The sequence below is a fragment of the Metabacillus sp. FJAT-52054 genome, from assembly GCF_037201815.1.
GTDB classification, from domain to species: Bacteria; Bacillota; Bacilli; order Bacillales; family Bacillaceae; genus Metabacillus_B; species Metabacillus_B sediminis.
Genome location: NZ_CP147407.1, coordinates 1,849,308 through 1,872,787, shown reverse-complemented (window position 1 = coordinate 1,872,787; position 23,480 = coordinate 1,849,308). Strand labels below are relative to the sequence as shown.

Genomic DNA, 23,480 nt, shown 5'->3' with positions numbered 1-23,480 from the left:
GATCCATTCCTCCTCTAGTCAACAATTTACGCTCTAGGATGATGAGACATATATGTCTTCTTCAGCTGATCCTTAGAAACATGTGTATAAATTTGTGTGGAGGACAGGTGGGAATGACCCAGCAGCTCCTGAACACTTCGCAGGTCGGCACCTTCATTTAACAGATGTGTGGCAAACGTATGGCGGAACATGTGCGGATGAATATGTAAGTTTGCTGCAGACTTTTTAACCAGCTCATTTAAGATATGCCGGATGCCTCCAGCTTTTAACGGATTTCCGCGATTGTTCAAAAAGATTGCATCATTCGGTGCGGCCTTTTGTATGAGCTGCTCACGTCCATCTTTTAAATACAGCTCCAGAGCATCTTGGGCATAGCTGCCGAACGGGACATAGCGCTGCTTATTTCCCTTGCCGTTTACAAGAACTGTTCCCATATAAAGATCCGCATCCTGTTTTTTTAACCCTGCACACTCGCTCACCCTTATTCCCGTGCCATAAAGCATTTCGAGAAGGGCCTGATTCCTTTGGCCAAGCGGTGTGGAAAGGTCGGAAACAGAGAATAGCAGCTCCAGCTCTTTTTCATAAAGAAAAGTTGGAATCCTTCCCTCTTTTTTCGGAAGAGAAACAAGTGAAAACGGGTTATCATTCAGAAGTTTTTCACGGTTAAGAAACTTATAGAAGCTTCGGAGACTGGAAATCTTCTTAGAAATTGTTCGTCTTGCCAGTTTCATCTGATGAAGCTTTGTCAAATACAGTCTAATATCCTGGTAGGTCACAACATCAAGACCCGCAATTCCCTCTTCTTGCATAAAAAGGGCAAATTCTTCAATATTTGCAGAGTAATTCACAATTGTATATTGTGAATAGTTTTTCTCAATTTGTAAATATTCTACGAACAAAATTAAACTTTTCTTAACAATATCCATTTCTTCACCTCACAAGGGCGATTAAATGTTATCACATTGTAACCGCCCTTGCAATGAATATCAAATTGTTTTCGAAATTTTTTGAATTGTTTCCAGCGCTCTATTTGCATAAGCCTCGTAACGATCTTTCTTCACTTTGATTCTTTTAGGAAGTTCGGGAAAGATTCCAAAGTTAGCATTCATTGGCTGGAAATTGTCCGGATTAGCTGAAGTAATGTAGTTAGCCATACTTCCTAATGCCGTTTCAGCAGGAAGCACAGCAAGTTCTTTGCCCAGCACAAGATTTGCGGCGTTTATGCCGGCCAGAAGCCCTGAAGCCGCTGATTCTACATACCCTTCAACACCTGTCATTTGACCTGCAAAGAATAAATCTTCACGGTGTTTGGACTGATAAGTAGGCTTTAACAGTTTTGGAGAATTAATAAATGTATTGCGGTGCATTACGCCATAGCGGACAATTTCTGCATTTTCAAGACCTGGGATGAGCTTTAGCACTTCTTTTTGAGGTCCCCATTTTAAATGTGTCTGAAAACCGACAATATTATATAGGGTTCCCGCTGCATCATCTTGTCTAAGCTGAACTACTGCATATGGACGCTTCCCTGTTTTCGGGTCTTCCAGTCCAACAGGCTTCATCGGTCCAAACAGCATGGTCTTCTTTCCGCGCTTAGCCATTACTTCGATCGGCATGCAGCCCTCAAAAAAGATTTCTTTTTCAAATTCCTTCAATGGAACGGTTTCAGCCTCAATGAGAGCTTCATAGAAACGGTCAAATTCTTCTTCTGTCATCGGACAATTTAAATATGCCGCTTCGCCCTTGTCATAGCGGGACTTTAAATACACTTTGTCCATATCAATGCTGTCTTTTTCGAGAATGGGTGCTGCCGCATCATAAAAATAGAAATAATCTTCTCCTGTGAGTTTTTGCAGCTCATCTGACAGTGCCTTTGAAGTAAGCGGGCCTGTTGCGATGATTGTTGGTCCCTCAGGGATATGAGTAACCTCTTCATTCATCACGGTCACATTCGGATGATTCTTAACCCGTTCCGTTACCAGCCCTGCAAATTCATGGCGATCGACTGCAAGTGCTCCTCCGGCAGGAACCGCACAATCATCTGCGGATTTAATAATAACCGAGTTTAACTGTCTCATTTCTTCTTTAAGCACTCCAACAGCATTTGTCAGTGCATTGCCTCTTAGTGAATTGCTGCATACAAGCTCAGCAAATTTGTCCGTATGATGAGCAGGTGTCTGCTTTACCGGCCTCATTTCATATAAGTTAACATGGACTCCTCTTTCTGCAAGCTGCCATGCTGCTTCGCTTCCGGCAAGACCTGCTCCTATCACATTAACAGTAGATGGTTGACTCATATTGATTTTCCTCCTCGTGGGGTTAAATAAAAGATCTGTTAAACATGGGATGTTGATTTTCGCTGCTCACAGGAGTCTCACGCCTTCCGCTCCATTCAACAGGTATTAAAAGCCGACACCAGGCTTTAACAGAGCCTAAATAAAAAGAAGGTGAGCGAAAAGGCTCACCGTTACTTTTGCTGCTCTTCTTTGTAATCACAGGCTGTACATTGAACCTGAACACCTTTTTTCAGCTTCTTTTCAACCAGCATCGCTTCACAGCGCGGGCAGTTCCTTGCTATCGGCTTATCCCATGACAGGAAATCACACTCAGGATATCTGTCGCAGCCGTAAAAAAGACGTTTCTTCTTGGATTTGCGTTCAACGACATTTCCTTTATCGCATTTAGGACAAGGAACTCCGATCTCTTTCACAATAGGCTTCGTATTGCGGCAGTCCGGGAAATTGGAGCATGCCATGAATTTACCGTAGCGGCCCATCTTGATAACCATTGGGTTGCCGCACTCTTCACAATCTACACCTGCATATTCCGGCTTGATTTCTACTTCTTCCATCTCGGTTTCGGCAATAATAATCCGTTTTTCAAAATCTTTGTAGAAATCATCTATAATTTTTACCCATTGGATATGGCCGTCTTCCACTTCATCCAGACTGTTTTCCATACGGGCTGTAAATTCGACATCAATTATTTCCGGAAAAAACTCCATAATCAGTTCCAGGACAATTTCTCCAAGCTCTGTCGGAATAAAGCGCTTGTTATCAAGTGATACGTACCCTCTTTTTTGAATCGTATCAAGTGTAGGCGCATAGGTGGACGGTCTCCCGATTCCCTGCTCTTCAAGCGTTTTAACCAAACGTGCTTCCGTATACCTTGGAGGCGGCTGGGTAAAATGCTGAGCGGGCTCCGTATCTTTTGAAAATACTTCGTCACCTGCGGCAAGCTCCGGCAAGTAGCGGTCCTTTTCTTCTATCTGATCATCATTTCCTTCAACATATACTTTCATGAAACCAGGAAATTTAACCTTTGACCCTGTAGCTCTGAAGACAACTCCATTATTATCTAAGTCTACGCTCATTGTGTCAAGTACAGCTGAAGCCATTTGGCTTGCTAAAAAGCGCTCCCAAATCAATTTGTATAGTCGGAGCTGGTCACGGCTCAAGTATTCCTTCATGGAGGATGGGTCTCTTAATGTAGATGTCGGACGAATGGCTTCATGGGCGTCCTGCGAATTGGAATTTTTCTTCACGGCTTTCTTAACACCCAGATAGTCTTGTCCGTACTGCTGTTCAATGTATCCTGCTGCTTCAGTTTGAGCGGTTTCAGAAATTCTTGTGGAATCCGTTCTCATATATGTGATTAACCCGACGGTCCCCTCTTTGCCAAGATCAATTCCTTCATATAATTGCTGGGCAATCATCATCGTTTTCTTGGCTCTGAAATTCAGCTTTCGGGCAGCTTCCTGCTGTAAGGTGGATGTTGTAAACGGCACCGCAGGGTTGCGCTTTCTCTCTTTCTTTGTCACATTCGTCACGTTAAACGAATTACCCTTGATGCGGGATGTTACTTCTTTTACATCCTCTTCCGTTTTAAGCTCGCGTTTTTTTCCGTCAATTCCGTAAAAAGATCCTTCGAATTGATCCTTGCCTTTGAAAAATTGGCTTTCTATTGTCCAGTATTCTTCAGGTATAAATGCATGGATCTCTTTTTCCCTGTCGATGATCAGCCGGAGAGCAACCGATTGAACCCGTCCTGCACTAAGACCTTTTTTAACTTTTTTCCAAAGAATTGGACTTATTTTATAGCCTACAAGCCGATCCAGTATTCTTCTCGCCTGCTGGGCATCCACCAAGTCCATATTAATCGCTCTTGGATGTTTAAAAGACTCTTTAATTGCGTCCTTTGTAATCTCATTGAATACAACCCGGCAGTCCGAATGGACATCAAGATCAAGGCTGTGGGCCAGATGCCAGGCAATTGCTTCCCCTTCGCGATCCGGGTCAGCCGCGAGATAGACTTTCTTTGCTTTTTTTGCAGCAGATTTTAATTCCTTTAATACATCGCCTTTTCCTCTGATCGTAATATACTTAGGCGCAAAGTTTTGTGTTACGTCAACACCAATTTGACTTTTCGGCAAATCGCGGACGTGTCCCATAGATGCTTTCACTTTAAACTTTTTCCCTAAATACTTCTCAATTGTTTTCGCTTTTGCTGGTGATTCTACAATAACCAGGTAATCCGACATCCTTATGTCCCCCTCAAGAGGTATTCTCTCTCTTTATCTAAAAATGAACCTTTCATTATTGGCTGTTACCCCAATAACGGGCAGGAGCTAAGTCTTGCTTCCGGGCAGTTACAGGCAGTGCTGCATCCTTTATTTTTACAGATGACAAGGAAGGATTTCCCTGCTCGTTAACGCCGGGTATACGTGTATAAAAGCTTTTTGAAAGCATTTTTATCTTTTCAAGTTAAATCCCCACTATTATTAAATATATATCATGCGTTTGTCAAACAGTAATTTCCCGCTTAATGGAATTTTATTCCTCATAGTTGCCGGATGCTCTTAATCCAATTCCGTAAAATTCTTCTAAAATATCCTCTGCAGTCATCACAAGTTTTGCCCCATCTTTAATCAATTCATTCGTCCCATCCGAGTTTCTATCCAAAATGCGGCCCGGAATAGCGAAAACATCCTTCCCCTGCTCCATAGCAAGCTGCGCTGTTATAAGGGAGCCGCTCCTTTGCTTAGCCTCTGCAATCAGCGTCCCGCTGCTTAATCCGCTGATTAGTCGGTTTCGTTCTGGAAAATGCCATTTTTGGGGCCTGATATGGGGAGCGTATTCTGAGATCAGGAGATGGTGATTGCTGATTTCATTTGCCAGACCCCGGTTGGAGGAGGGATAAATATGCTGAAATCCTCCCCCAAGCACTGCAATCGTTTTCCCTCCATTAACAATCGACACAGCGTGTGCCGCTGTATCAATGCCTTCAGCAAGCCCGCTGACTATGACGAATCCTTGTTTGATAAGAGGAATAAGAACCCTTTCCAGCGCTTCTCTGCCGTACTGCGTGGATTGTCTTGCTCCCGCAACTCCCAGTGATCTGCGATGCTGAAAAAGCCCAAGATCTCCTTTACAAAATAAGAATAGAGGCGGATCGGGTAGTTCTTTTAGAAGATCGGGATATAACGGGTCGAGAATGGTAAGGAAGCGGGTTTCTTGTTTTTCAAGGCTTGTTTGGATGTCTGGTATTTTTAATGAAGTAAAATCTTTGGAGAAGGCAGAATAATAGGAGGGGGTAACCAGTCCTAACGACTGGTACTCAGAGGGTTTCAGGCTTTGGAGAAGGCTGAAAGACCGGTCGAATGCATAGAGTTTTCTAAGCTTCGCAGCACGAATACCCCTGCAGTGAGAAATCAGGAGCAGTGTGTTTTGTATGCTGTTCACAAAAGCACCCTTTCTTTTTTTGCATACTAATAGAAACGGATGCTAAAGCACCCGTTTCTACTATTTAATTATTAGTGTGTTTTGCAGTTCTCATAAATGCCTTTTTCTTTCAGAACAGAAATCAGGGTTTCACCCATTACTGAAGGTGTATCCGCTACTTGAATGCCGCAAGCATTCATCGTTTTGACTTTTTCTTCAGCCGTTCCTTTTCCTCCAGAAATGATCGCACCTGCGTGGCCCATACGTTTTCCAGGAGGCGCTGTTTTTCCTCCGATGAAACCGACTACAGGTTTAGTCATGTTGGCCTTTACCCATTCAGCAGCTTCTTCCTCAGCTGTACCGCCGATTTCACCAATCATGATCACAGCATACGTTTCAGGATCTTCATTGAATGCTTTTAGAACATCGATAAAGTTTGTGCCGTTGACTGGATCTCCGCCGATTCCAACTGCTGAAGACTGCCCGATACCTGCCTGGGAAAGCTGGTGCACTGCTTCATATGTAAGCGTTCCTGAACGGGAAACAACTCCTACATGGCCTTTTGTATGAATGTAGCCTGGCATGATGCCGATTTTGCACTCGCCTGGTGTAATGACACCCGGGCAGTTAGGTCCTACAAGGCGTGTTTTTTTGCCTTCCATGTAGCGTTTAACCTTTACCATATCCATTACCGGGATATGCTCTGTAATACAAATAACAAGATCAAGCTCTGCGTCTACTGCTTCCATGATGGAGTCAGCTGCAAAAGGCGCAGGAACGTAAATGACGGATGCATTTGCACCTGTTTCATTTTTTGCGTCAATAACCGTATTGAAAACCGGCACTCCTTCAACCTCTGTGCCGCCTTTTCCAGGTGTCACGCCGCCGACAATTTTCGTGCCGTACTCAAGCATTTGCTTTGTATGGAAAAGAGCTGTTGAACCTGTAATACCCTGAACAATAACTTTTGTATCCTTATTAACGAAAACACTCATTTTTATCCCCCGCCTTTCTTAGCCTACTAAAGAAACGATTTTTTGAGCTCCATCCGCCATGGACTCAGCTGCCGTAATATTCAATCCTGAATCTTTTAAAATCTGTTTGCCCAATTCTACGTTCGTGCCTTCCAGACGCACAACCAATGGAATTTCAAGGCCAACTTGCTTTGTTGCTTCCACTACTCCTTCAGCAATGATGTCGCATTTCATGATTCCGCCGAAAATGTTAACGAAAATGCCTTTTACATTTTGGTCGGACAAAATGATTTTGAAGGCTTCCGTAACTTTCTCAGCCGTCGCGCCGCCCCCAACATCAAGGAAGTTTGCGGGTTCTCCGCCGTAGTAGTTGATAATATCCATTGTAGCCATCGCAAGTCCGGCTCCGTTAACCATGCAGCCGATCTTTCCATCTAATGAGATGTAGCTTAGGTCGTATTTGGATGCTTCAATTTCTTTAGCATCCTCTTCATCAAGATCTCTGTACTCCAGAACATCTTTTTGACGGTACAAAGAATTTGCATCGAAGTTCAGCTTAGCGTCAAGCGCCATGACTTTTCCGTCGCCTGTTACAACCAATGGGTTGATTTCTGCGATCGAACAATCTTTTTCTGTGAACGCTTTATATAGGCTCATCATAAATTTAGCCGCCTGTCCTACAAGCTCACGCGGGATGTTAATGTTGAATGCAATGCGGCGCGCCTGATACATTTGAAGGCCGACTGCCGGATCAACGGATTCTTTAAAAATTTTCTCTGGCGTTTTTTCAGCCACTTCTTCAATTTCTGTTCCGCCTTCTTCAGAAGCCATCAGAACGACTCTGGAGGAATCACGGTCCAGAACAAGGCCCACGTAATATTCCTTCTTAATGTCGCAGCCTTCCTCGATAAGCAAACGCTTAACTTCTTTACCTTCAGGACCTGTCTGATGGGTAATCAGTGTTTTCCCCAAGATTTCGCTTGCATATTCTTTTACCTCATCCAGATTTTTCGCAACCTTTACCCCGCCTGCTTTTCCGCGGCCGCCTGCATGAATCTGTGCTTTTACCACAGTTACCTGTGTTCCTAGTTCTTTTGCTGCTTCAACTGCTTCTTCAACAGTGAACGCGACTTTCCCGTTAGGCACTGCAACCCCATATTTTCTGAGGATTTCTTTTCCCTGGTACTCATGGATATTCATATCCCATCCTCCTAACCTATGTATCAGTTAAATTAGACTGCGCTTTCATTTTATAAAATAGTTGATTGGTTGTCTACCATTCCACTCAAAATCTTTAAATCCTTCGAAAAATTCGTAATCTTTCACCCTGAATTGTTTTTGTGAAAATATAAAAAATGTGACATCTAAGCCATACCAGTCCAGTCAATTTTTCTCCTTTAATTTGTCAAGCCTGTAGATGTATGCAAAAATTTCGGCAACCACTGCATATAGGTCTTCCGGAATTTCCTGCTGAATTTCAAGGGTTTGGAGGAGTGCTGCCAGAGAAGGATCTTCTTTGACAGGAACTCCGGCCTCCCTCGCCCTTAAGAGGATTTCATCCGCAATCAGCCCCTGCCCTTTTGCTGTTACCTTTGGAGCCCTCGCCCCGTTTCCCTCATACTTCAGAGCAATTGCCTTGCGCAGTTCCCTGTCCTTCATATTTTAAAATCAAATCCTTTCTTGGGAGTTTGATAGAGATCTGGTTCAGGAACTTTGCTCTTCTCTATTCTTTTAAAGGAAATCCCTGAAAATTGATAGGGCAGATTTTGAAATTGAGCCTTTAACTCAGCAGCTGCACCGGCGGCCAGAGGACCCAGATCATGCTTTGAATGCACAACCGCTGTTACGATTCGGTTTTGAATTTGAACATCAGCCATAATGGAGCCAAGATTGGCAAGTTCCAGATAAAAAACGAGCTTGCAGAAGGCGGGGTCAATTTTCCCCTCAGGATCTTTCCTGAGCTGAAACTGAATCGATACATCAGAGAGGATGCGCTCATCCTGTATCGGAAAATGATGCCAGATTGTTGTTACTCCAGGCTGCTCTGTCTGAGAAAGCTGGATTCCATTCAGCTTCCGGGACAGCTTCTCTGCACTTTCTCCTGCAGCACCTTCCAAATCGGCGGCATCTGCCAGGAGGGATCTGAAGGCTGCATCCTTCAGCAAAGCGTCCTTTGAATGATCCTGTATCATGGTTAGGGATTTTTCAAGCATGGAAAACAGCCGGACGAGTTCTTTCGGCTGAGCCAGGACTTCAATCTCTTTGCCTTTATTCACCAGCCAGCTGCTTTCTTCTGAAGACAGCAATGTTTCTTGATCCACACCCCCCGTAAAAATAGTCCTGAGCATTTCTTCAGGATTGGGAGCGGTATTCAACTTTTTCAGAATTCCTGAGGCGTTTACATGGTCAGCCGACAGCGGCTCATCATTCCATTGGATGAGCTGATCCATCATCAGAGAGGCTTTTCGCTGTACGGGAGCGGCAAGAATGGCCTCAATGACCTGCCTTAATGCCTTGGGCTTCTCTTTGTGCAAATCCTGTCCTGCTAATTCTGAAGCCAGCAGCTGAAGATCATTTTTCAATGTTCCCCCTGTCAATGCTTCAAATAAAGCTGAAAGAGTATTACCAGTAATGGGAAGTCCGCGTTCAAATGCAGCCGTAACGGTTTTGAACCCATCAGCTTTCAAGCTCTCCGGCACGCTTTTAAGCCATTCTGCAGCTTCAGGCAGTTCATCTGCAGAAAAAGGAATATTTGCTCTTAGAAGGCGTTCTGCCAGCTGTGAATGCTCTTTGCCTGCAGAAGGCAGTCCCAGACTCCGGTTAATGGCTGCGGTTAGACGGTCCATATTCCCAGAGGTATCCAACTGTTCACGTAATCTCAGCTTCGGAACTCCCGTTTTTGACAGAACTGCTGCCTCAAAAAGATATTCTGCCCCTTTTATCAGCGGCGCTTCAACAACAGCTAAAGCCTTGTTTGCACCAATCTGAATGAGTGCACGCTGATTTGGGTAGAGTTCACTTATCTTTCCGATGACGAGCTGGCCGTCTTTAAGCTGAAATGAGCCTGTCCCTTTAGCGGTAAATATAGGCAGCAGAGCTGAGGTGATTCGATCCAACTGTTTTCACTCCTAATTTAGATGTTCTTTTACCGGACTGAACGTTTTTCGGTGATGGGGTGTGATACCGAGAAGTCTTAAAGATTCCAGATGCACTGATGTTCCATAGCCCATATTCTGATCAAATCCATAGCCTGGATAAGCAATGGCGAGATCCTTCATGATCCTGTCCCTGGTCACTTTTGCCACAATCGAACCCGCCGCAATGGAAATGCTGCGTGCATCTCCTTTAATAATTTTTTCCTGCGGAATATTAAGCTCTACCTCCATCGCATCAATCAGAAGATAGTCAGGACTCAATTTCAGGTCATGTATGGCAAGCTTCATAGCCTTCTTAGCCGCCTGATAAATATTGATCTCGTCAATTTCATCCGCATCCACAATTCCCACACCAATCGCAAGTGCTTCTTTTTGAATGACGTCAAAAAAGAAATCTCTTTTCGCTTCCGATAGTTTCTTTGAATCGTTCAGTCCCTCCAAATAAAAATCTTCCGGAAGGATGACGGCACCCGCTACAACTGGACCCGCCAAGGGCCCTCTCCCTGCTTCGTCAATTCCCGCTATCGTTGTAAATCCTTTTGAACGTGCTTCATATTCAAAGCTCTTTAACTCCTCAAATGTTTCTTTCATTTTTGCTTTTTTTATAAGCCTTGCTTTATGACGTTCAGCAAGCTTTCTTACAGAAGTTCGGTCATCCCTGCTATATGTCTGAATAAGCGGATCTTCAAAATTACGCACAGCAGAAAGAATGGCTTGAATTTCTTTAACGGTTTGCTTCATTTCATAAACTTCCTTCTTGATAGTATCGGTTTTTCGGCAAAAAAATAAAGACTCGCATCATGCAAGTCTCTTTATCATATCTCTTCTCCCGGTCTTTCGAAAGACAGGGCACCCAATTTTTCGGAACGGATTTCCCGCAGGACCAGCTCTGAGGTTTTGTCATAGTCGACTATGCCCCCGCTCATCATACAGCCTCTGCGATTGGCGATTTCATCAAAGACCGCAACGATTTCCTCAGGAATTTCCTCAAATCCATAACGCTCCTTAAGTCTCTCAGGATAATTCTCTCTTAAAAAATTCAGGGCATAGACTGTAATATCCTGAAGATTTAAAATGGTATCCTTAATTGCTCCAGTAACCGCAAGCTTATAGCCGACAAGCTGGTCCTCGAATTTCGGCCATAAAATACCCGGTGTATCCAGAAGCTCGATTTCTTTGCCAACCTTTACCCATTGCTGAGCTGTTGTAACACCTGGACGATCTCCTGTTTTGGCCATATTTTTCTTGGCCAGTCGATTAATCAGCGTCGATTTCCCTACATTGGGAATTCCGATAATGAGCGCTCTGATGGCGCGGGGCCGAACACCTTTTGCTTCAAGACGGTCCAGCTTCTCTTTTAAAACCAGCTTGGAAAGCGGAAGTATGTCCTTCAACCCTTTTCCAGACTGGGCATCCAGAGGAAGGGCATGCATTCCTTTTTCTTTAAAATAGCTGAGCCATTCTTTCGTTATTCTTGGATCCGCCATATCTGCTTTGTTGAGCAAAATGATACGAGGTTTGACTGAAACAATTTCATCAATCATCGGATTTCTAGATGAAAGAGGCAGCCTTGCATCCACCAATTCATAAACAATATCAATCAGCTTTAATTTTTCTGTTACCTGCCTCCTGGCTTTCGCCATATGGCCGGGAAACCATTGTATAGCCATTTTAACACCTTCCTTTACTTCACAATACGCATTTCAGGAAGCGGCCAGTAAACAACCCTTGCCTCTCCCATAATCTCCGACACCGGCACTGTGCCGATATGACGGCTGTCTTTGCTGATCCTTCGATTGTCCCCCATGACGAACACTTGCCCGTTTGGCACCTTTTTACGCCCTGTTATTTCTTCGAGAGTAAAGTTTTCAGTCAGCGGCGGGTCAATCAGCTCAGCTTTATACTCGTTTAAATAGGGTTCAGCTACCGGCCTGCCATTTATGTATAGCTGATCATACTTATATTCAACCGTATCTCCGGGAAGTCCAATGATTCTTTTAATATAATCCTCATCCTCTGAGGCATGAAACACAACAATGTCAAATCTCTTAGGGCCTGAAAGAGAGAAGCCCGCTTTGTTTACGATCATCCGGTCATACGAGTTAAGAGTAGGAAGCATGGATTCACCATCCACCACGACCGTGGAAAACAAAAAATGACGAATAATAAATGCGATGATAATGGCCAGTCCAATCGCTTTGAGCCATTCAAATATCTCTTTTCTTTCTTTAGTCAAACAGCTCACCATCCCAATCTTCAGCTAATTCTATTTTTGCACATCAGCGGTAAGTTAAAACCTCGATATTTGATGGGAACGGCAGAGCGCTTCAGTTTTTTTGCTTTTTAATGATGGATTTACCTTTATTATCTCATAAAAAAAGAGCTTGTTGCTTTAACAAGCTCTTTCTCTAATTTATCGGATTTCTTTAATACGGGCTTTCTTACCACGCAATTCACGCAAGTAGTAAAGCTTAGCACGGCGTACTTTACCGCGGCGAACGATTTCAAGATTAGCGATTTTAGGCGTGTGTACAGGGAATGTACGCTCAACACCAACACCGTAAGAAACTTTACGGACTGTGAATGTTTCGCTGATTCCACCACCACGACGCTTAATCACAACACCTTCAAAAAGCTGGATACGTTCACGTGTTCCCTCAACAACCTTAACGTGTACACGAACAGTGTCACCAGGACGGAACGCCGGAAGATCAGTTTTAAGCTGTTCTTTTGTGATTTCTTCAATTAGTTTTTGCATCGTATTCAACTCCTTCCAACAGATGCTCATTCCAATCTCATGCATTGCAGCGGAACATCTTAATAAGATTCACAGAAAATCAAAGATCTCTGCAAACCACAAAAGATATCTTATCATATTCTGTCTTTCTTTTGCAACTGGAATTTCAGCGTTTTTTAAGCTTTTCTATATATTTCTGCTGCTTCTCAGACAGTTCATAGGTTTCAAGCAAATCCGGTCTCCGTTCGAAGGTCCGCTTCAAGGATTCCTGTTCGCGCCACTCATCAATCAGCTTATGATTGCCTGATATGAGAGTATCCGGCACTCTCATTCCTCTAAAATCCGCCGGACGGGTGTAATGGGGATGTTCAAGCAGGCCTGAGCTGAATGAATCAAGGACAGGGGAATCTTCATTGCCAAGTACTCCCGGCAGCAAACGGACAACACTGTCAGCAATCGTCATGGACGGAAGCTCTCCTCCTGTAAGGACAAAATCGCCGATTGAAATTTCATCTGTTACAAGATGCTGACGGATCCGCTCATCATATCCCTCGTAGTGCCCGCAAATAAAGACAAGGTGTTCCGCTTCAGCCAATTCTTCTGCTTTCTGCTGATTAAACCGCTCTCCCTGCGGACAGACAAGTATAACCCTCGGCTCGGCAGCCGACGTATCTTTAATTGCCTGCACCGCGTCGAAAATCGGCTGCGGCTTCAGAACCATTCCGGCACCGCCGCCGTATGGATAATCATCCACCGTTTGATGTTTGTTGTCTGCATAATCCCTGAAATTAATCACATTAAATTTTACTGCTTCTTTTTCCTGTGCTTTTTTCATGATGGAGTGATGGAGCACCCCTTCAAACATTTTAGGAAAAATAGACAGAAAATCAATCCTCATCATCAATCAAACCTTCCATCGGAGTGATGATAATTTTCTTTTCCGAAGGGTTAATCTCTTTAACGACTTGTTTAATATATGGAATCAGCAAATCTTTTTTACGGGGTCTTTTTATAACCCAAACATCATTAGCGCCAGGGGTTAGAATTTCTTTTACTTTTCCAATCTCTTTCCCATCATCCGTGAATACGATGCAATCGATGATTTCATGGAAATAGAATTCATTTTCATCCAGCTCTGAAAGTTCAGACTCCGGAATCTTGATTACCATTCCTTTATAGCCTTCTACATCATTTATGTTCGGATGTCCTTTAAAGGTCAGCAAGTCAAAGTTTTTATGCTTGCGGTGACTTTCGATTTCAACTTCTTTAGGTATCGTCGTCTGTTCGCCGAAAATAAAAATCTTTTTCCCCGGCTGGTAGCGCTCATCTGCAAAATCTGTGACAGAAATGACTCTCACTTCTCCGCGGATTCCATGGGTATTCACAATCTTTCCAACATTAAACCATTTACCTTCCATTATGTCACCTCAGCGTATTTCAGTAATGATTCCATCTGTAATAATGATGCTTCTTTCAGTGATAGAGCTTGTCCAGGAATTACCCACTTCAAGCTCGACAATTGCCTGTACTTCTTTTTCTTTCAGCTCGCTGCCGAGCGGCAGGGTATTCAGCTGATCAATTTGAAAGTCGACCATCTTTATTTTATCCTTGCGCTTTTCGATTTCTTTCTTATATTGCTGGCGCATTTCATTGCTTATGTTTGTTTTCTCGAGTTTTTTCAGCTGAAAATAAAGCTGATCGCACTCTCTCAGCAGCTGCTCCCGGTTTGAATTAAACCCGTCCTGCAATTTATTTCTGCTGTTCTCTGTCAAAACCTGCATAACCGATACCGTTTGCATGATCTTCACACGCCATCCACCCTTCAAACACACTCTCTCCATTTTATCATTTTTCGTATGTAAGAAGAAAGAGCGGACAAAAAGCTTAGAGCATAAAAAAAGACGGGGTTAATCCCCCGCCTTTTTCAAGTTAATCGTTTATTTCAAGCTGAATTCGTTTAGAGGATCTTGTCCCCGCTGCATACACAACGGAACGAACGGCTCTTGCAATTCTTCCCTGCTTGCCAATGACTTTTCCGACATCATCTCGGCTGACGGTGAGCCGGTACACAATGACCTTGCTCTGAACTTCCTCTTCAACCGAAACCGCAGCCGGATCATCCACAAGCGGCTTAACAATTGTTTCGATTAACCCGATCATCTGATTCATCTTACTTGTTCAATTTAGAATTATGGAATTTTTCCATGATTCCTTGTGCTGAGAACAGGTTACGAACTGTGTCAGATGGTTTTGCACCGTTTTGCATCCATTGAAGAGCCAAAGCTTCATCAATTTTCACTTCTGCAGGCTGAGCTACAGGATTGTAAGTTCCAACTGTTTCAATGAAACGTCCATCACGAGGAGAACGGGAATCTGCTACTACGATACGATAAAAAGGAGATTTTTTTGCTCCCATGCGTTTCAAACGAATTTTTACTGCCATTATTAAAGCACCTCCGAAAATAGTTCACAAGATAGTATATTATCAATGTTGCATTGGTTTGTAAAGTGTTTTTTCTTAACAGACCTAAAATTTACATGAATGGAAACTTCATGCCGCCTTTTCTCTTGCCTTTTGACATGCTTGTCATCTGTTTCATCATCTTTTTCATGTCTTCAAATTGCTTAAGCAGGCGGTTTACTTCAGGAACCGACGTGCCGCTTCCCTTCGCAATCCGCTTTCTGCGTCCGGCATTGATGACCTCCGGATGCTGCTTCTCTTCTTTTGTCATGGACTTGATAATCGCCTCAACATGACCGATTTGCTTTTCATCTACCTGAACGTTCTTAAGTCCCTTCATCTTTCCGGCACCAGGAATCATTCCAAGAAGTTCATCAAGCGGACCCATGCTGCGGACCTGCCCAAGCTGTTCAAGAAAATCATCAAACGTAAAGCTCGCTGTTCTCATTTTCTGTTCAAGCTCTTTCGCCTTGTCTTCATCAACATTGGCCTGAGCCTTTTCAATCAGGGTGAGAACATCCCCCATTCCAAGGATCCTCGAAGCCATCCGTTCAGGGTGAAACGCCTCAATCGCATCGAGCTTTTCACCGAGACCCACATATTTAATAGGTGTTTCGGTTACCGCACGAATAGACAGGGCAGCACCGCCGCGCGTATCGCCGTCAAGCTTCGTTAGCACAACTCCGGTAAGTCCGAGGCGCTCGTTAAAGCTTTGGGCAACATTGACAGCATCCTGTCCGGTCATGGCATCAACCACAAGGAAAATTTCATCGGGATTTGCCAGTTCTTTTACCTGAGTCAGTTCGTCCATCAGATTTTCGTCAACATGAAGACGGCCGGCTGTATCAATCAGCACGTAATCATGGTGTTCCTGCCTCGCATGAGCGATTGCCTGCTTGGCAATTTCAACAGGACTAATCTGATCTCCAAGTGAAAAAACATCCATATTCAGCTGTTTACCAAGGGTTTCCAGCTGTTTAATTGCAGCCGGACGGTATATATCTGCAGCGACCAAAAGCGGTTTGCGGTTATGCTTCTTTCTAAGAAGATTAGCAAGTTTCCCCGTCGTCGTTGTCTTACCTGCCCCTTGCAGACCGACCATCATAATGACAGTCGGAGGTTTTTTCGCAACAGCAATTTTGCTTTGCTCTCCGCCCATCAATGCCGTTAATTCTTCCTTAACGACTTTAATAACCTGCTGTCCGGGAGTAAGACTCTGCATGACCTCCTGGCCTACAGCCCGCTCGCTTACGCGTTTGACAAAGTCTTTAACGACCTTGAAATTAACATCCGCTTCAAGCAGAGCAAGTCGGACTTCCCGCATCATTTCTTTTACATCGGCCTCGGAAACTTTTCCTTTGCCGCGAATCTTCGTTATGGTCTGCTGAAGCCGGTCGGCCAATCCTTCGAAAGCCATCTATACCGCCTCCTTATTCCAAATTATCCAGCGCTTCAAAAAGATCCAGCAGCTGTCCTTCGCGTTCCGTTTCAGACGCAAGTTCCTTAAGCTGTTTCATAATTGCATTGCGCTTCTGAAACTTATGAAGCAGCAGCAGCTTTTCTTCGTATTGCTCAAGCATCGCTTCCGTCCGTTTAATGTTATCATAAACGGCTTGTCTGCTGACGCTGTATTCTTCGGCAATTTCACCGAGGGAATAATCATCGAGATAATAAAGAGACATATAGCTCTTCTGCTTCGATGTAAGCAGTGACTGATAAAAATCAAAGAGGTAATTCATCCGCGTCGTTTTTTCTAAAATCACGGCTCTCTCCCCTTTTGTTAAGTGAAATGCCTTTACAACAATTACAGTTTACCGAGATTAAGACACCATGTCAAGTTTTTATCTTGACAATTCGAAAAGCGGAGGGCGCTTGCCCAGCCGTGAGAGACGGTGGAGCTCCCGACCGAGGGGCGCTCAAGTGAGGTTGTTCAGCTAAGTGCGCGACGTCCTGTCGCAACGCTGAACGGGCCTGCATCGTGCAGGCCCCCGACCGAGGGGGCGAAGCGGCCGAAGCGCTAGCGCCCGGAGCTGGACACCTCCAAAAGCGGAGGCGGCTTGTTCAGCCCCGACAAGCATAAGACATCAGCCGGAGGAAGGTGCCTTTTCCTTCCGTAGGATGAGTGGCTTATGACCTCGAGAGGCTAGCCGCTGGAGCTGGACACCAAGAAAAGCGGAGGGCGTCCACTCTACTAAAAGCTCGTCGGCGTTCCTCAACGCAGAATTGACCTTCCTCTTACCCATCCCGCCCAGAAATAGCAGGTATCTTTAAAGTCAGCATTTATTGAGTAAAAGTCAGCATTTATAATTAAACGTCAGCATTTATTGAGTAAAAGTCAGCATTTATAATTAAACGTCAGCAATAATTAAAAAAAACGCCCTCGTTTCCCTTACCAGCATGTGATTTTCTTTTTGATAGAGATCACCCCTCCTGAAAAGTCATCCTCCTTCTTATTTTTCGAATACTTTACCCACCAAATCTGCCGTTTACGTGTACTCATGATGCTCACGATTCACCTGCCCATACAAAAAGAAAGCCTGGCAGCCAGGCTTTCTTTACAAAATTAAGCTTCCTCCACCAAATCCGCGAACAGACCATATACATATTGCTGTGCGTTGAATTCCTGGAGGTCGTCTATTTTTTCTCCTAGACCTACGAACTTGACGGGAATGTCCAGTTCGTTGCGGATGGCGAGGACGATGCCTCCTTTTGCGGTTCCATCGAGCTTGGTCAGGACAATTCCGGTTACGTTGGTGGATTGTGAAAATTGCTTGGCCTGGCTCATGGCGTTTTGTCCGGTTGTAGCATCAAGGACGAGCAGGACCTCGTGAGGGGCGCCTGGAATTTCCCGTTCAATAACGCGTTTTACTTTTTCGAGCTCGTTCATTAAGTTCACTTTGTTTTGCAGCCTTCCAGCTGTATCACAAATCAGAACATCCGCTTTTCTTGCTTTGGCCGCCTGTACGGCATCAAACATGACTGCTGCGGGATCGGATCCTGCTGATTGCTTGATGACTGCAGTACCTGTTCGCTGTCCCCATACTTCTAGCTGCTCGATCGCTCCTGCACGGAACGTATCTCCAGCTGCAAGGACGACGGATTTTCCTTCACTTTTGAATTTATTGGCGAGTTTTCCGATCGTCGTTGTTTTCCCGACTCCGTTTACGCCTACAACTAAAATAACATTCAGCTGGTTTTCTTTTATATTCAGCGCGGTAGAGGATTCTTTTCCATCATCATATATTTCAACAAGCTTTTCAGAAATCACGTCGCGAACCTCGAGAGGATCCTGAATGTTGCGGAGCTTGACTTCAGTCTTAAGCTCTTCAATTAAATCCATGACGGTTGTGACTCCTACATCAGCACTGATCAGAATTTCTTCCAGCTCTTCAAAGAATTCCTCATCTACTTTTCTAAAGCGTGAAACCAGTTCGTTTACTCTTGAGGAAAAATTGGACCTTGTTTTCGTCAGGCCATCTTTAAATTTGTTCGAAACGGAATCAGACTGCTTCGTAATGCTCTCTTTTAATTTTTTAAAAAAGCTCATTGGTTTTCTTCCCTTCACTTTGTTGTGGCAAATTCTTTGGAATCTTCCAATCTGACTGATACGAGCTTGGAAACTCCCGACTCCTGCATCGTCACTCCATACAGCACATCACATTCTTCCATTGTACCTTTACGATGGGTAATGACGATGAATTGGGTCTGCTCGCTGAATTGTTTCAAATATTGGGCAAACCGGTATACATTTGCTTCATCAAGGGCTGCTTCCACCTCATCAAGAATACAGAAAGGCACCGGTCTGACTTTTAGTATGGAGAATAAAAGCGCAATTGCAGTGAGCGCTCGCTCTCCGCCTGACAGCAGACTGAGATGCTGCAGTTTCTTCCCCGGAGGCTGGGCAACAATATCCACACCAGTATTCAATAAATCTTCAGGGTCCGACAGCCTAAGCTCAGCCCTTCCCCCTCCAAACAATGCTTGGAAGACAGACTCGAAATGGGATCGGATCTGCTCGAAGGTTGTGGAAAACCTTCGTTTCATCTCCCCATCCATTTCATCAATAACCTGGTGAAGCGTATTCTTAGCTTCAAGGAGGTCTTCCCGCTGATCATGGAGAAATTGATAGCGCTCTGAGACCCGCTCATACTCATCGATTGCACCGAGATTTACCGTGCCGAGCTCTTCAATGCCGCGCTTGATGAGTTTTACTTTTCTTCTTGCTTCTTCAGGCTCAAGAGTTAGCTCGTATCTCTCTTTTGCACGTTCAAATGTAAGCAGGTATTCCTGGCGCAGATGGTTCAGCTTCGTATCAAGCTCGATATCAAGGCGTGTAATTTTCAATTCTTCATCTTTGAGCCAATCCGAAATCTGCTTATAAATGCGCGAGCTTTCCTTCAGCTCATGCTCCATGCTTTCGAGCCTTTGCTGCAGGTTTGTACGCTCGGATTTTTTTTCAGCGATCATTTCGATCGTTTTATTCTTTTCGTTGAGTTTCTCTGTTGAAGCATTCGCAAGGGTTTGCTCCCCGCTCGTATTTGAGCTGACTTCAGTTGTCAAAAGCGACAGATCTTCCTCTGCTTCCTTCAGCCTTCTCAAGTTCTCGTCATGCTCTTCTTTTAAACGGCCGGCTTTTTCTGACACGTTTTCATAGGATTGCTGCTTGCCCGCCAGAATAATCTTCAGTTCAGTCAGTTCCTGCTGAAGCCCGGCCCTGGACTCCTGCTGCGTGCTTTTCAATGATGACAGTTTGCTTATTTCTGTATCCATTTGCTTAAGCTGAGCTGCCGTCTTCTCGATTAAGGCATTAAGTTCAGTTAAACGCGCTTCATTTTTTTGCCATTCGTGGTCGAATGATTCTTTTTCGGCATCGTAGATAGAAAGATGGTCATTTACATTTTTCACTTTCCATTCCGCTTCTTTTACGGCCGTTTGGAGCGTATTCAAATTGATCCGGAGCGCATCTCCTGCTTTTCTCAGCTCCTCAACTTGCTGTTCTTGCTCCTGCAATGAGGATTTTCGTTTTTTCACATCGGCTTCCAGCTCGGCTGTTTGGGTTTCCATTTCCTTCAGCTGAACAGCGATGGCTTCAAGCTCGCGGTTCCGGCTCAGCAAAGATCCGGTCTTTTGCTTTACAGCCCCGCCTGTCATCGACCCGCCAGGATTGACAACGTCTCCATCTAGCGTAACGATCCGGTACCTGAATTGAAGGATTTTTGACAGTTCATTAGCTCCTTTTAGATCCCTCGCTACGATGACAGCGCCAAGAAGGTTTTCCATGACTGCCGAATACCGGGAATCGAATACAGCAAGTTCTGATGCGATTCCTATAAAAGAAGAATGTTCGGAAAGCTTCATTTTGTCTGAAGTGCCGATTTTCCTGCTTTTCATGATCGAAAGCGGCAGGAATGTAGCCCGTCCGAAAGAGTTTTGCTTAAGATAGGCTATAGCGGACCTGGCTACTTTTTCATCCTCTGTCACAATGTGCTGCGAGGCGGCACCAAGCGCTATTTCTATAGCCGTTTCATATTCTTTTTCCGTTTTTAAAAGCTCGGCGATCGCTCCATGAATGCCGCTGAATCGTTCCCTTGCCTTCAAAATCTCTTTTACACCCTGGAAAAATCCGGAATAATCCTCTTGCATTGCTTCCAGCATTTCCTTGCGTGAGCGGATTTGCTGCAGGTATTGGTAGGCCTTATATAGCGCAGATTCGTTTTTGCTGTAAGAATCACGATTGGTTTCAAGCCTATTAATCGCTTGCCGGAAAGCAGTGACTTGCTCATTCATGGCTTTTTCTGCCTCGGTAAATTCTTTTTGCAGTTTTTCTTTTTCCTCAGATAAGAGGAGGCGTTCCTGGAGATACTTGCTGTTGCCGTCGGAAAGCCTCTCATTCTTCACAGACTGCTGTCTAAGCTGCTCTGTTATGTAGGATGTTTCATTTTTTGCAGATGTTTGCTGGTTCAGTATATCGAAGTATTCGCTTTTTAGCCGTTCAATATCATGTTCGATATTACCATTCTGAGCATCAAGAAGGCTTTGCTTTTCTTTTACAAGCTGCTTTGCTTCTTTCATCTCCGCAGAAAGAAGAGCCACTTTTTCCGCTTCCAAATCCCTGTCCCTCGCGAGAAGTTCAATTTTCCCGCTCAACTCATCAATTAGCTGTTCTAGCTGGCCGCGGTTTGCCTGTGCGTTTTTTCTTCTCTCTTTTAAGACTTCTTTTCTCCCCTCGAGTTTTTCAAGCTCTTCGCTCGTTTGAAGGAGAATTTGCTGAAGGCTGTCAAGTGTCTCATCCAGCTCAGAAACTCTGCTGCGGGAATCACTGATGGCCATTTCCTGTTTTTGGACAGAAGCTGCAAGCTCGGTTTCTTTTTCCCGGGTGCTTTCAGCCGTTTTGGTCAAACTTGTCCACTTCTGGTGGAGCTCCTCAATATCATGTACCGTTAAGGCAACCTCAATCTGCTCGAGCTCCTCCTTTTTTTCCAAGTAATCTTTCGCAATCGATGCCTGAACTTTTAAAGGCTCTACCTGTCCTTCTAATTCGTGAAGAATATCCTGGACGCGATTCAGGTTATCATGTGTTTCCGATAATTTATGTTCGGCTTTCTTTTTTCTTGTTTTGTATTTCAGTACCCCGGCAGCTTCTTCAAAAATGCTTCGGCGCTCTTCTGCTTTGCTGCTCAGGATTTCTTCTACCTTCCCTTGGCTTATAATCGAAAAGGCTTCTTTCCCCAGTCCTGAATCCATAAATAAATCGACAATATCTTTTAGGCGGCAGGACTGCTTGTTGATGTAATATTCACTTTCTCCGGAACGGAATACTTTCCTCGTAATACTTACTTCATGAAAATCAATTGGCAAAAAATGATCTTCATTATCAAGGGTTAGTGTAACTTCTGCCAAATTGAGACCTCTTCTTGAGTCACTTCCTGCAAAAATGATATCCTCCATTTTACCGCCGCGGAGTGATTTTGCGGATTGCTCACCAAGAACCCAGCGGACCGCATCTGTAATATTGCTTTTACCGCTTCCGTTCGGTCCAACGACTGCTGTAACCCCTTTTACAAAATCAACACTTGCCCGATCTGCAAAGGATTTGAATCCTGCTATGTCCAATCGTTTGAGGAACATGTTGGGTCCTCCTTACCATCAGTAAATTCAAACATATTTTAACACAATCCTTTAGTTAAAAATATTAGTAACGCATCAAAGGCGGCCAGTATAATCCGCCGGAATAAAGCATTCTAAACGATGATCAGAACATAAAAAAAGCCGGCCCAGTACCAGGTCCCCTCCTGCCTTATCTTATCCGGCAGGCGGAGTCTGTCAAGCTGGGTCAGCCCATTTAAGGTTTCGTTTGCATTTTGGAGAGTGCTTCCTGAGCAGCATGCTGTTCTGCTTCTTTTTTGGAGCGGCCATTGCCAGTGCCCAGCACTTCGCCATCAAGAGAAACTACCGCCTCAAATTCCCTGTTGTGGGCAGGTCCTTTTTCGGTAAGTATTTTATACTCCAACGGTCCTTTTCCGTCTCTTTGCACAAGCTCCTGCAGCTGGCTTTTAAAATCCATCACATGAGAAAAAGCACCTTCGTTCACCTTAGGAAAAACATATTTTTCAAGAAAGACAACAACAGGATCGAGTCCTTTATCTAAATAAAGAGCTCCGATAAATGCCTCAAAAACATCAGCTAGAAGGGCAGGTCTTGCACGTCCACCAGTCATTTCTTCCCCTTTTCCAAGCAGGATAAGATTGCCGAATGACAGGTCATTTGCAAATGAAACGAGAGACGGTTCACATACAATGGCTGCCCGAAGCTTCGTCAAATCTCCCTCAGACATGGTTGGGTACTTTTTATAAAGAAATTGGGAAACGGTCAGTTCCAGCACGGCGTCTCCTAAAAATTCCAGTCGTTCATTGTCTTCATAAGGTTTTTTTCGATGCTCATTCACATACGATGAATGGGTGAAAGCTTGATAGAGCAGCTTTTCATTGGTAAACGTCTGTCCGACGCTTTCCTGAAACTGTTTAAATTCTTCCGCTTTCTTCGCGAAATTTCTTCTCTCTTTATAATGCGTATGCTTCTGCATAACTACCTCCATCATTACCAAAACAATTGGGCGGCTCCCTCCCTAAATAAAGGGAGAAAGCCCCGCTGCTGTGAGCGGGACTTCAACATACTTTACTGCTGGTTCTGTATGTAGTTAACAGCGTCACCCACTGTAGCGATTTTCTCTGCATCTTCATCAGAAATCTCCATATCGAACTCATCTTCAAGTTCCATTACAAGCTCAACTACATCCAGGGAATCAGCTCCGAGGTCATCTTTAAAAGAAGACTCCATCTTAATTTCAGAAGCATCGACTCCAAGGCGGTCAACGATGATCTTAGTTACACGATCTAAAACGTCTGCCATTACATTCACCTCCCCTCAAGTATT

At 44.3% G+C, this 23,480-nt stretch carries 23 protein-coding genes; all 23 read right to left on the bottom strand.

Going from position 1 to position 23,480, the window contains the following annotated elements; genetic code table 11:
- Positions 1–26: 26 nt before the first annotated feature.
- The 23 genes from xerC to acpP all read right to left on the bottom strand — a co-directional run bounded on the left by xerC (position 27) and on the right by acpP (position 23,456).
- Positions 27–926 (bottom strand): tyrosine recombinase XerC, encoded by a 900-nt coding sequence (gene xerC / locus WCV65_RS09850; protein ID WP_035411952.1) that lies wholly within the window; start codon positions 924–926, stop codon positions 27–29.
- Between the two features lie 60 nt (positions 927–986).
- Positions 987–2,297, bottom strand: coding sequence for an FADH(2)-oxidizing methylenetetrahydrofolate--tRNA-(uracil(54)-C(5))-methyltransferase TrmFO (gene trmFO, locus WCV65_RS09845; RefSeq protein ID WP_338781920.1), 1,311 nt, complete (start codon positions 2,295–2,297; stop codon positions 987–989).
- A 170-nt stretch (positions 2,298–2,467) separates the two neighbouring features.
- Complete coding sequence (gene topA / locus WCV65_RS09840) at positions 2,468–4,540, bottom strand: type I DNA topoisomerase (protein WP_338781919.1); 2,073 nt, start codon at positions 4,538–4,540, stop codon at positions 2,468–2,470.
- A 292-nt stretch (positions 4,541–4,832) separates the two neighbouring features.
- A complete protein-coding gene (gene dprA / locus WCV65_RS09835; RefSeq protein WP_338781918.1) occupies positions 4,833–5,741 on the bottom strand; it encodes a DNA-processing protein DprA in 909 nt (302 codons plus the stop codon).
- A 71-nt stretch (positions 5,742–5,812) separates the two neighbouring features.
- Positions 5,813–6,715, bottom strand: coding sequence for a succinate--CoA ligase subunit alpha (sucD, locus tag WCV65_RS09830; protein WP_035411961.1), 903 nt, complete (start codon positions 6,713–6,715; stop codon positions 5,813–5,815).
- 18 nt (positions 6,716–6,733) lie between these two features.
- Positions 6,734–7,894: an ADP-forming succinate--CoA ligase subunit beta gene (gene sucC, locus WCV65_RS09825; protein WP_035411964.1), complete on the bottom strand. Its 1,161-nt coding sequence runs from the start codon at positions 7,892–7,894 to the stop codon at positions 6,734–6,736.
- 183 nt (positions 7,895–8,077) lie between these two features.
- Positions 8,078–8,353: an EscU/YscU/HrcU family type III secretion system export apparatus switch protein gene (locus WCV65_RS09820; RefSeq protein ID WP_338781917.1), complete on the bottom strand. Its 276-nt coding sequence runs from the start codon at positions 8,351–8,353 to the stop codon at positions 8,078–8,080.
- Complete coding sequence (locus WCV65_RS09815; RefSeq protein ID WP_338781916.1) at positions 8,350–9,810, bottom strand: hypothetical protein; 1,461 nt, start codon at positions 9,808–9,810, stop codon at positions 8,350–8,352. The genes WCV65_RS09820 and WCV65_RS09815 overlap by 4 nt, the downstream gene beginning before the upstream one ends.
- 12 nt (positions 9,811–9,822) lie before the next feature.
- On the bottom strand, positions 9,823–10,590 hold the full coding sequence (locus WCV65_RS09810; protein WP_338781915.1) for a ribonuclease HII: 768 nt from the start codon (positions 10,588–10,590) through the stop codon (positions 9,823–9,825).
- A gap of 74 nt (positions 10,591–10,664) precedes the next feature.
- A complete protein-coding gene (gene ylqF, locus WCV65_RS09805) occupies positions 10,665–11,519 on the bottom strand; it encodes a ribosome biogenesis GTPase YlqF (RefSeq protein WP_338781914.1) in 855 nt (284 codons plus the stop codon).
- Positions 11,520–11,533: 14 nt separating this feature from the next.
- On the bottom strand, positions 11,534–12,085 hold the full coding sequence (lepB, locus tag WCV65_RS09800; protein WP_035411978.1) for a signal peptidase I: 552 nt from the start codon (positions 12,083–12,085) through the stop codon (positions 11,534–11,536).
- Between the two features lie 177 nt (positions 12,086–12,262).
- Positions 12,263–12,607 carry a 50S ribosomal protein L19 gene (gene rplS, locus WCV65_RS09795; RefSeq protein WP_035411981.1) on the bottom strand — a complete coding sequence of 115 codons (345 nt, stop codon included), beginning with the start codon at positions 12,605–12,607 and terminating at the stop codon, positions 12,263–12,265.
- A 145-nt stretch (positions 12,608–12,752) separates the two neighbouring features.
- Positions 12,753–13,484, bottom strand: coding sequence for a tRNA (guanosine(37)-N1)-methyltransferase TrmD (trmD, locus tag WCV65_RS09790; RefSeq protein ID WP_338782242.1), 732 nt, complete (start codon positions 13,482–13,484; stop codon positions 12,753–12,755).
- Positions 13,474–14,004 (bottom strand): ribosome maturation factor RimM, encoded by a 531-nt coding sequence (rimM, locus tag WCV65_RS09785; protein ID WP_338781913.1) that lies wholly within the window; start codon positions 14,002–14,004, stop codon positions 13,474–13,476. Before rimM ends, trmD begins: the two co-directional genes overlap by 11 nt.
- Before the next feature lie 9 nt (positions 14,005–14,013).
- Positions 14,014–14,394: a YlqD family protein gene (locus tag WCV65_RS09780; RefSeq protein ID WP_035412107.1), complete on the bottom strand. Its 381-nt coding sequence runs from the start codon at positions 14,392–14,394 to the stop codon at positions 14,014–14,016.
- A gap of 121 nt (positions 14,395–14,515) precedes the next feature.
- Positions 14,516–14,746 (bottom strand): KH domain-containing protein, encoded by a 231-nt coding sequence (locus WCV65_RS09775; RefSeq protein ID WP_035411988.1) that lies wholly within the window; start codon positions 14,744–14,746, stop codon positions 14,516–14,518.
- Between the two features lie 10 nt (positions 14,747–14,756).
- Positions 14,757–15,029 carry a 30S ribosomal protein S16 gene (gene rpsP, locus WCV65_RS09770; protein ID WP_035411990.1) on the bottom strand — a complete coding sequence of 91 codons (273 nt, stop codon included), beginning with the start codon at positions 15,027–15,029 and terminating at the stop codon, positions 14,757–14,759.
- A 91-nt stretch (positions 15,030–15,120) separates the two neighbouring features.
- Complete coding sequence (gene ffh, locus WCV65_RS09765) at positions 15,121–16,464, bottom strand: signal recognition particle protein (RefSeq protein WP_035411992.1); 1,344 nt, start codon at positions 16,462–16,464, stop codon at positions 15,121–15,123.
- A gap of 13 nt (positions 16,465–16,477) precedes the next feature.
- Positions 16,478–16,810: a putative DNA-binding protein gene (locus WCV65_RS09760; RefSeq protein WP_035411995.1), complete on the bottom strand. Its 333-nt coding sequence runs from the start codon at positions 16,808–16,810 to the stop codon at positions 16,478–16,480.
- Positions 16,811–17,610: 800 nt separating this feature from the next.
- A complete protein-coding gene (gene ftsY / locus WCV65_RS09755) occupies positions 17,611–18,594 on the bottom strand; it encodes a signal recognition particle-docking protein FtsY (RefSeq protein WP_338781910.1) in 984 nt (327 codons plus the stop codon).
- A gap of 14 nt (positions 18,595–18,608) precedes the next feature.
- The gene (gene smc / locus WCV65_RS09750; RefSeq protein WP_338781908.1) at positions 18,609–22,175 is read right to left on the bottom strand and encodes a chromosome segregation protein SMC; all 3,567 of its coding nucleotides are present in this window, start codon (positions 22,173–22,175) and stop codon (positions 18,609–18,611) included.
- A 214-nt stretch (positions 22,176–22,389) separates the two neighbouring features.
- Positions 22,390–23,130: a ribonuclease III gene (rnc, locus tag WCV65_RS09745; protein WP_035412767.1), complete on the bottom strand. Its 741-nt coding sequence runs from the start codon at positions 23,128–23,130 to the stop codon at positions 22,390–22,392.
- Positions 23,131–23,222: 92 nt separating this feature from the next.
- Positions 23,223–23,456, bottom strand: coding sequence for an acyl carrier protein (gene acpP, locus WCV65_RS09740; RefSeq protein WP_035412770.1), 234 nt, complete (start codon positions 23,454–23,456; stop codon positions 23,223–23,225).
- Positions 23,457–23,480 lie beyond the last annotated feature (24 nt).

What these genes read in the sequence shown, in the direction of transcription:
- WCV65_RS09820 (WP_338781917.1), bottom strand. Translation starts at nt 8,353, where the DNA reads ATGAAGGACAGGGAACTGCGCAAGGCAATTGCTCTGAAGTATGAGGGA.
- ylqF (WP_338781914.1), bottom strand. Translation starts at nt 11,519, where the DNA reads ATGGCTATACAATGGTTTCCCGGCCATATGGCGAAAGCCAGGAGGCAG.
- sucD (WP_035411961.1), bottom strand. Translation starts at nt 6,715, where the DNA reads ATGAGTGTTTTCGTTAATAAGGATACAAAAGTTATTGTTCAGGGTATT.
- xerC (WP_035411952.1), bottom strand. Translation starts at nt 926, where the DNA reads ATGGATATTGTTAAGAAAAGTTTAATTTTGTTCGTAGAATATTTACAA.
- rpsP (WP_035411990.1), bottom strand. Translation starts at nt 15,029, where the DNA reads ATGGCAGTAAAAATTCGTTTGAAACGCATGGGAGCAAAAAAATCTCCT.
- rimM (WP_338781913.1), bottom strand. Translation starts at nt 14,004, where the DNA reads ATGGAAGGTAAATGGTTTAATGTTGGAAAGATTGTGAATACCCATGGA.
- acpP (WP_035412770.1), bottom strand. Translation starts at nt 23,456, where the DNA reads ATGGCAGACGTTTTAGATCGTGTAACTAAGATCATCGTTGACCGCCTT.
- rnc (WP_035412767.1), bottom strand. Translation starts at nt 23,130, where the DNA reads ATGCAGAAGCATACGCATTATAAAGAGAGAAGAAATTTCGCGAAGAAA.
- ffh (WP_035411992.1), bottom strand. Translation starts at nt 16,464, where the DNA reads ATGGCTTTCGAAGGATTGGCCGACCGGCTTCAGCAGACCATAACGAAG.
- trmFO (WP_338781920.1), bottom strand. Translation starts at nt 2,297, where the DNA reads ATGAGTCAACCATCTACTGTTAATGTGATAGGAGCAGGTCTTGCCGGA.
- ftsY (WP_338781910.1), bottom strand. Translation starts at nt 18,594, where the DNA reads ATGAGCTTTTTTAAAAAATTAAAAGAGAGCATTACGAAGCAGTCTGAT.
- smc (WP_338781908.1), bottom strand. Translation starts at nt 22,175, where the DNA reads ATGTTCCTCAAACGATTGGACATAGCAGGATTCAAATCCTTTGCAGAT.
- trmD (WP_338782242.1), bottom strand. Translation starts at nt 13,484, where the DNA reads ATGAGGATTGATTTTCTGTCTATTTTTCCTAAAATGTTTGAAGGGGTG.
- WCV65_RS09775 (WP_035411988.1), bottom strand. Translation starts at nt 14,746, where the DNA reads ATGATCGGGTTAATCGAAACAATTGTTAAGCCGCTTGTGGATGATCCG.
- rplS (WP_035411981.1), bottom strand. Translation starts at nt 12,607, where the DNA reads ATGCAAAAACTAATTGAAGAAATCACAAAAGAACAGCTTAAAACTGAT.
- WCV65_RS09810 (WP_338781915.1), bottom strand. Translation starts at nt 10,590, where the DNA reads ATGAAGCAAACCGTTAAAGAAATTCAAGCCATTCTTTCTGCTGTGCGT.
- topA (WP_338781919.1), bottom strand. Translation starts at nt 4,540, where the DNA reads ATGTCGGATTACCTGGTTATTGTAGAATCACCAGCAAAAGCGAAAACA.
- sucC (WP_035411964.1), bottom strand. Translation starts at nt 7,894, where the DNA reads ATGAATATCCATGAGTACCAGGGAAAAGAAATCCTCAGAAAATATGGG.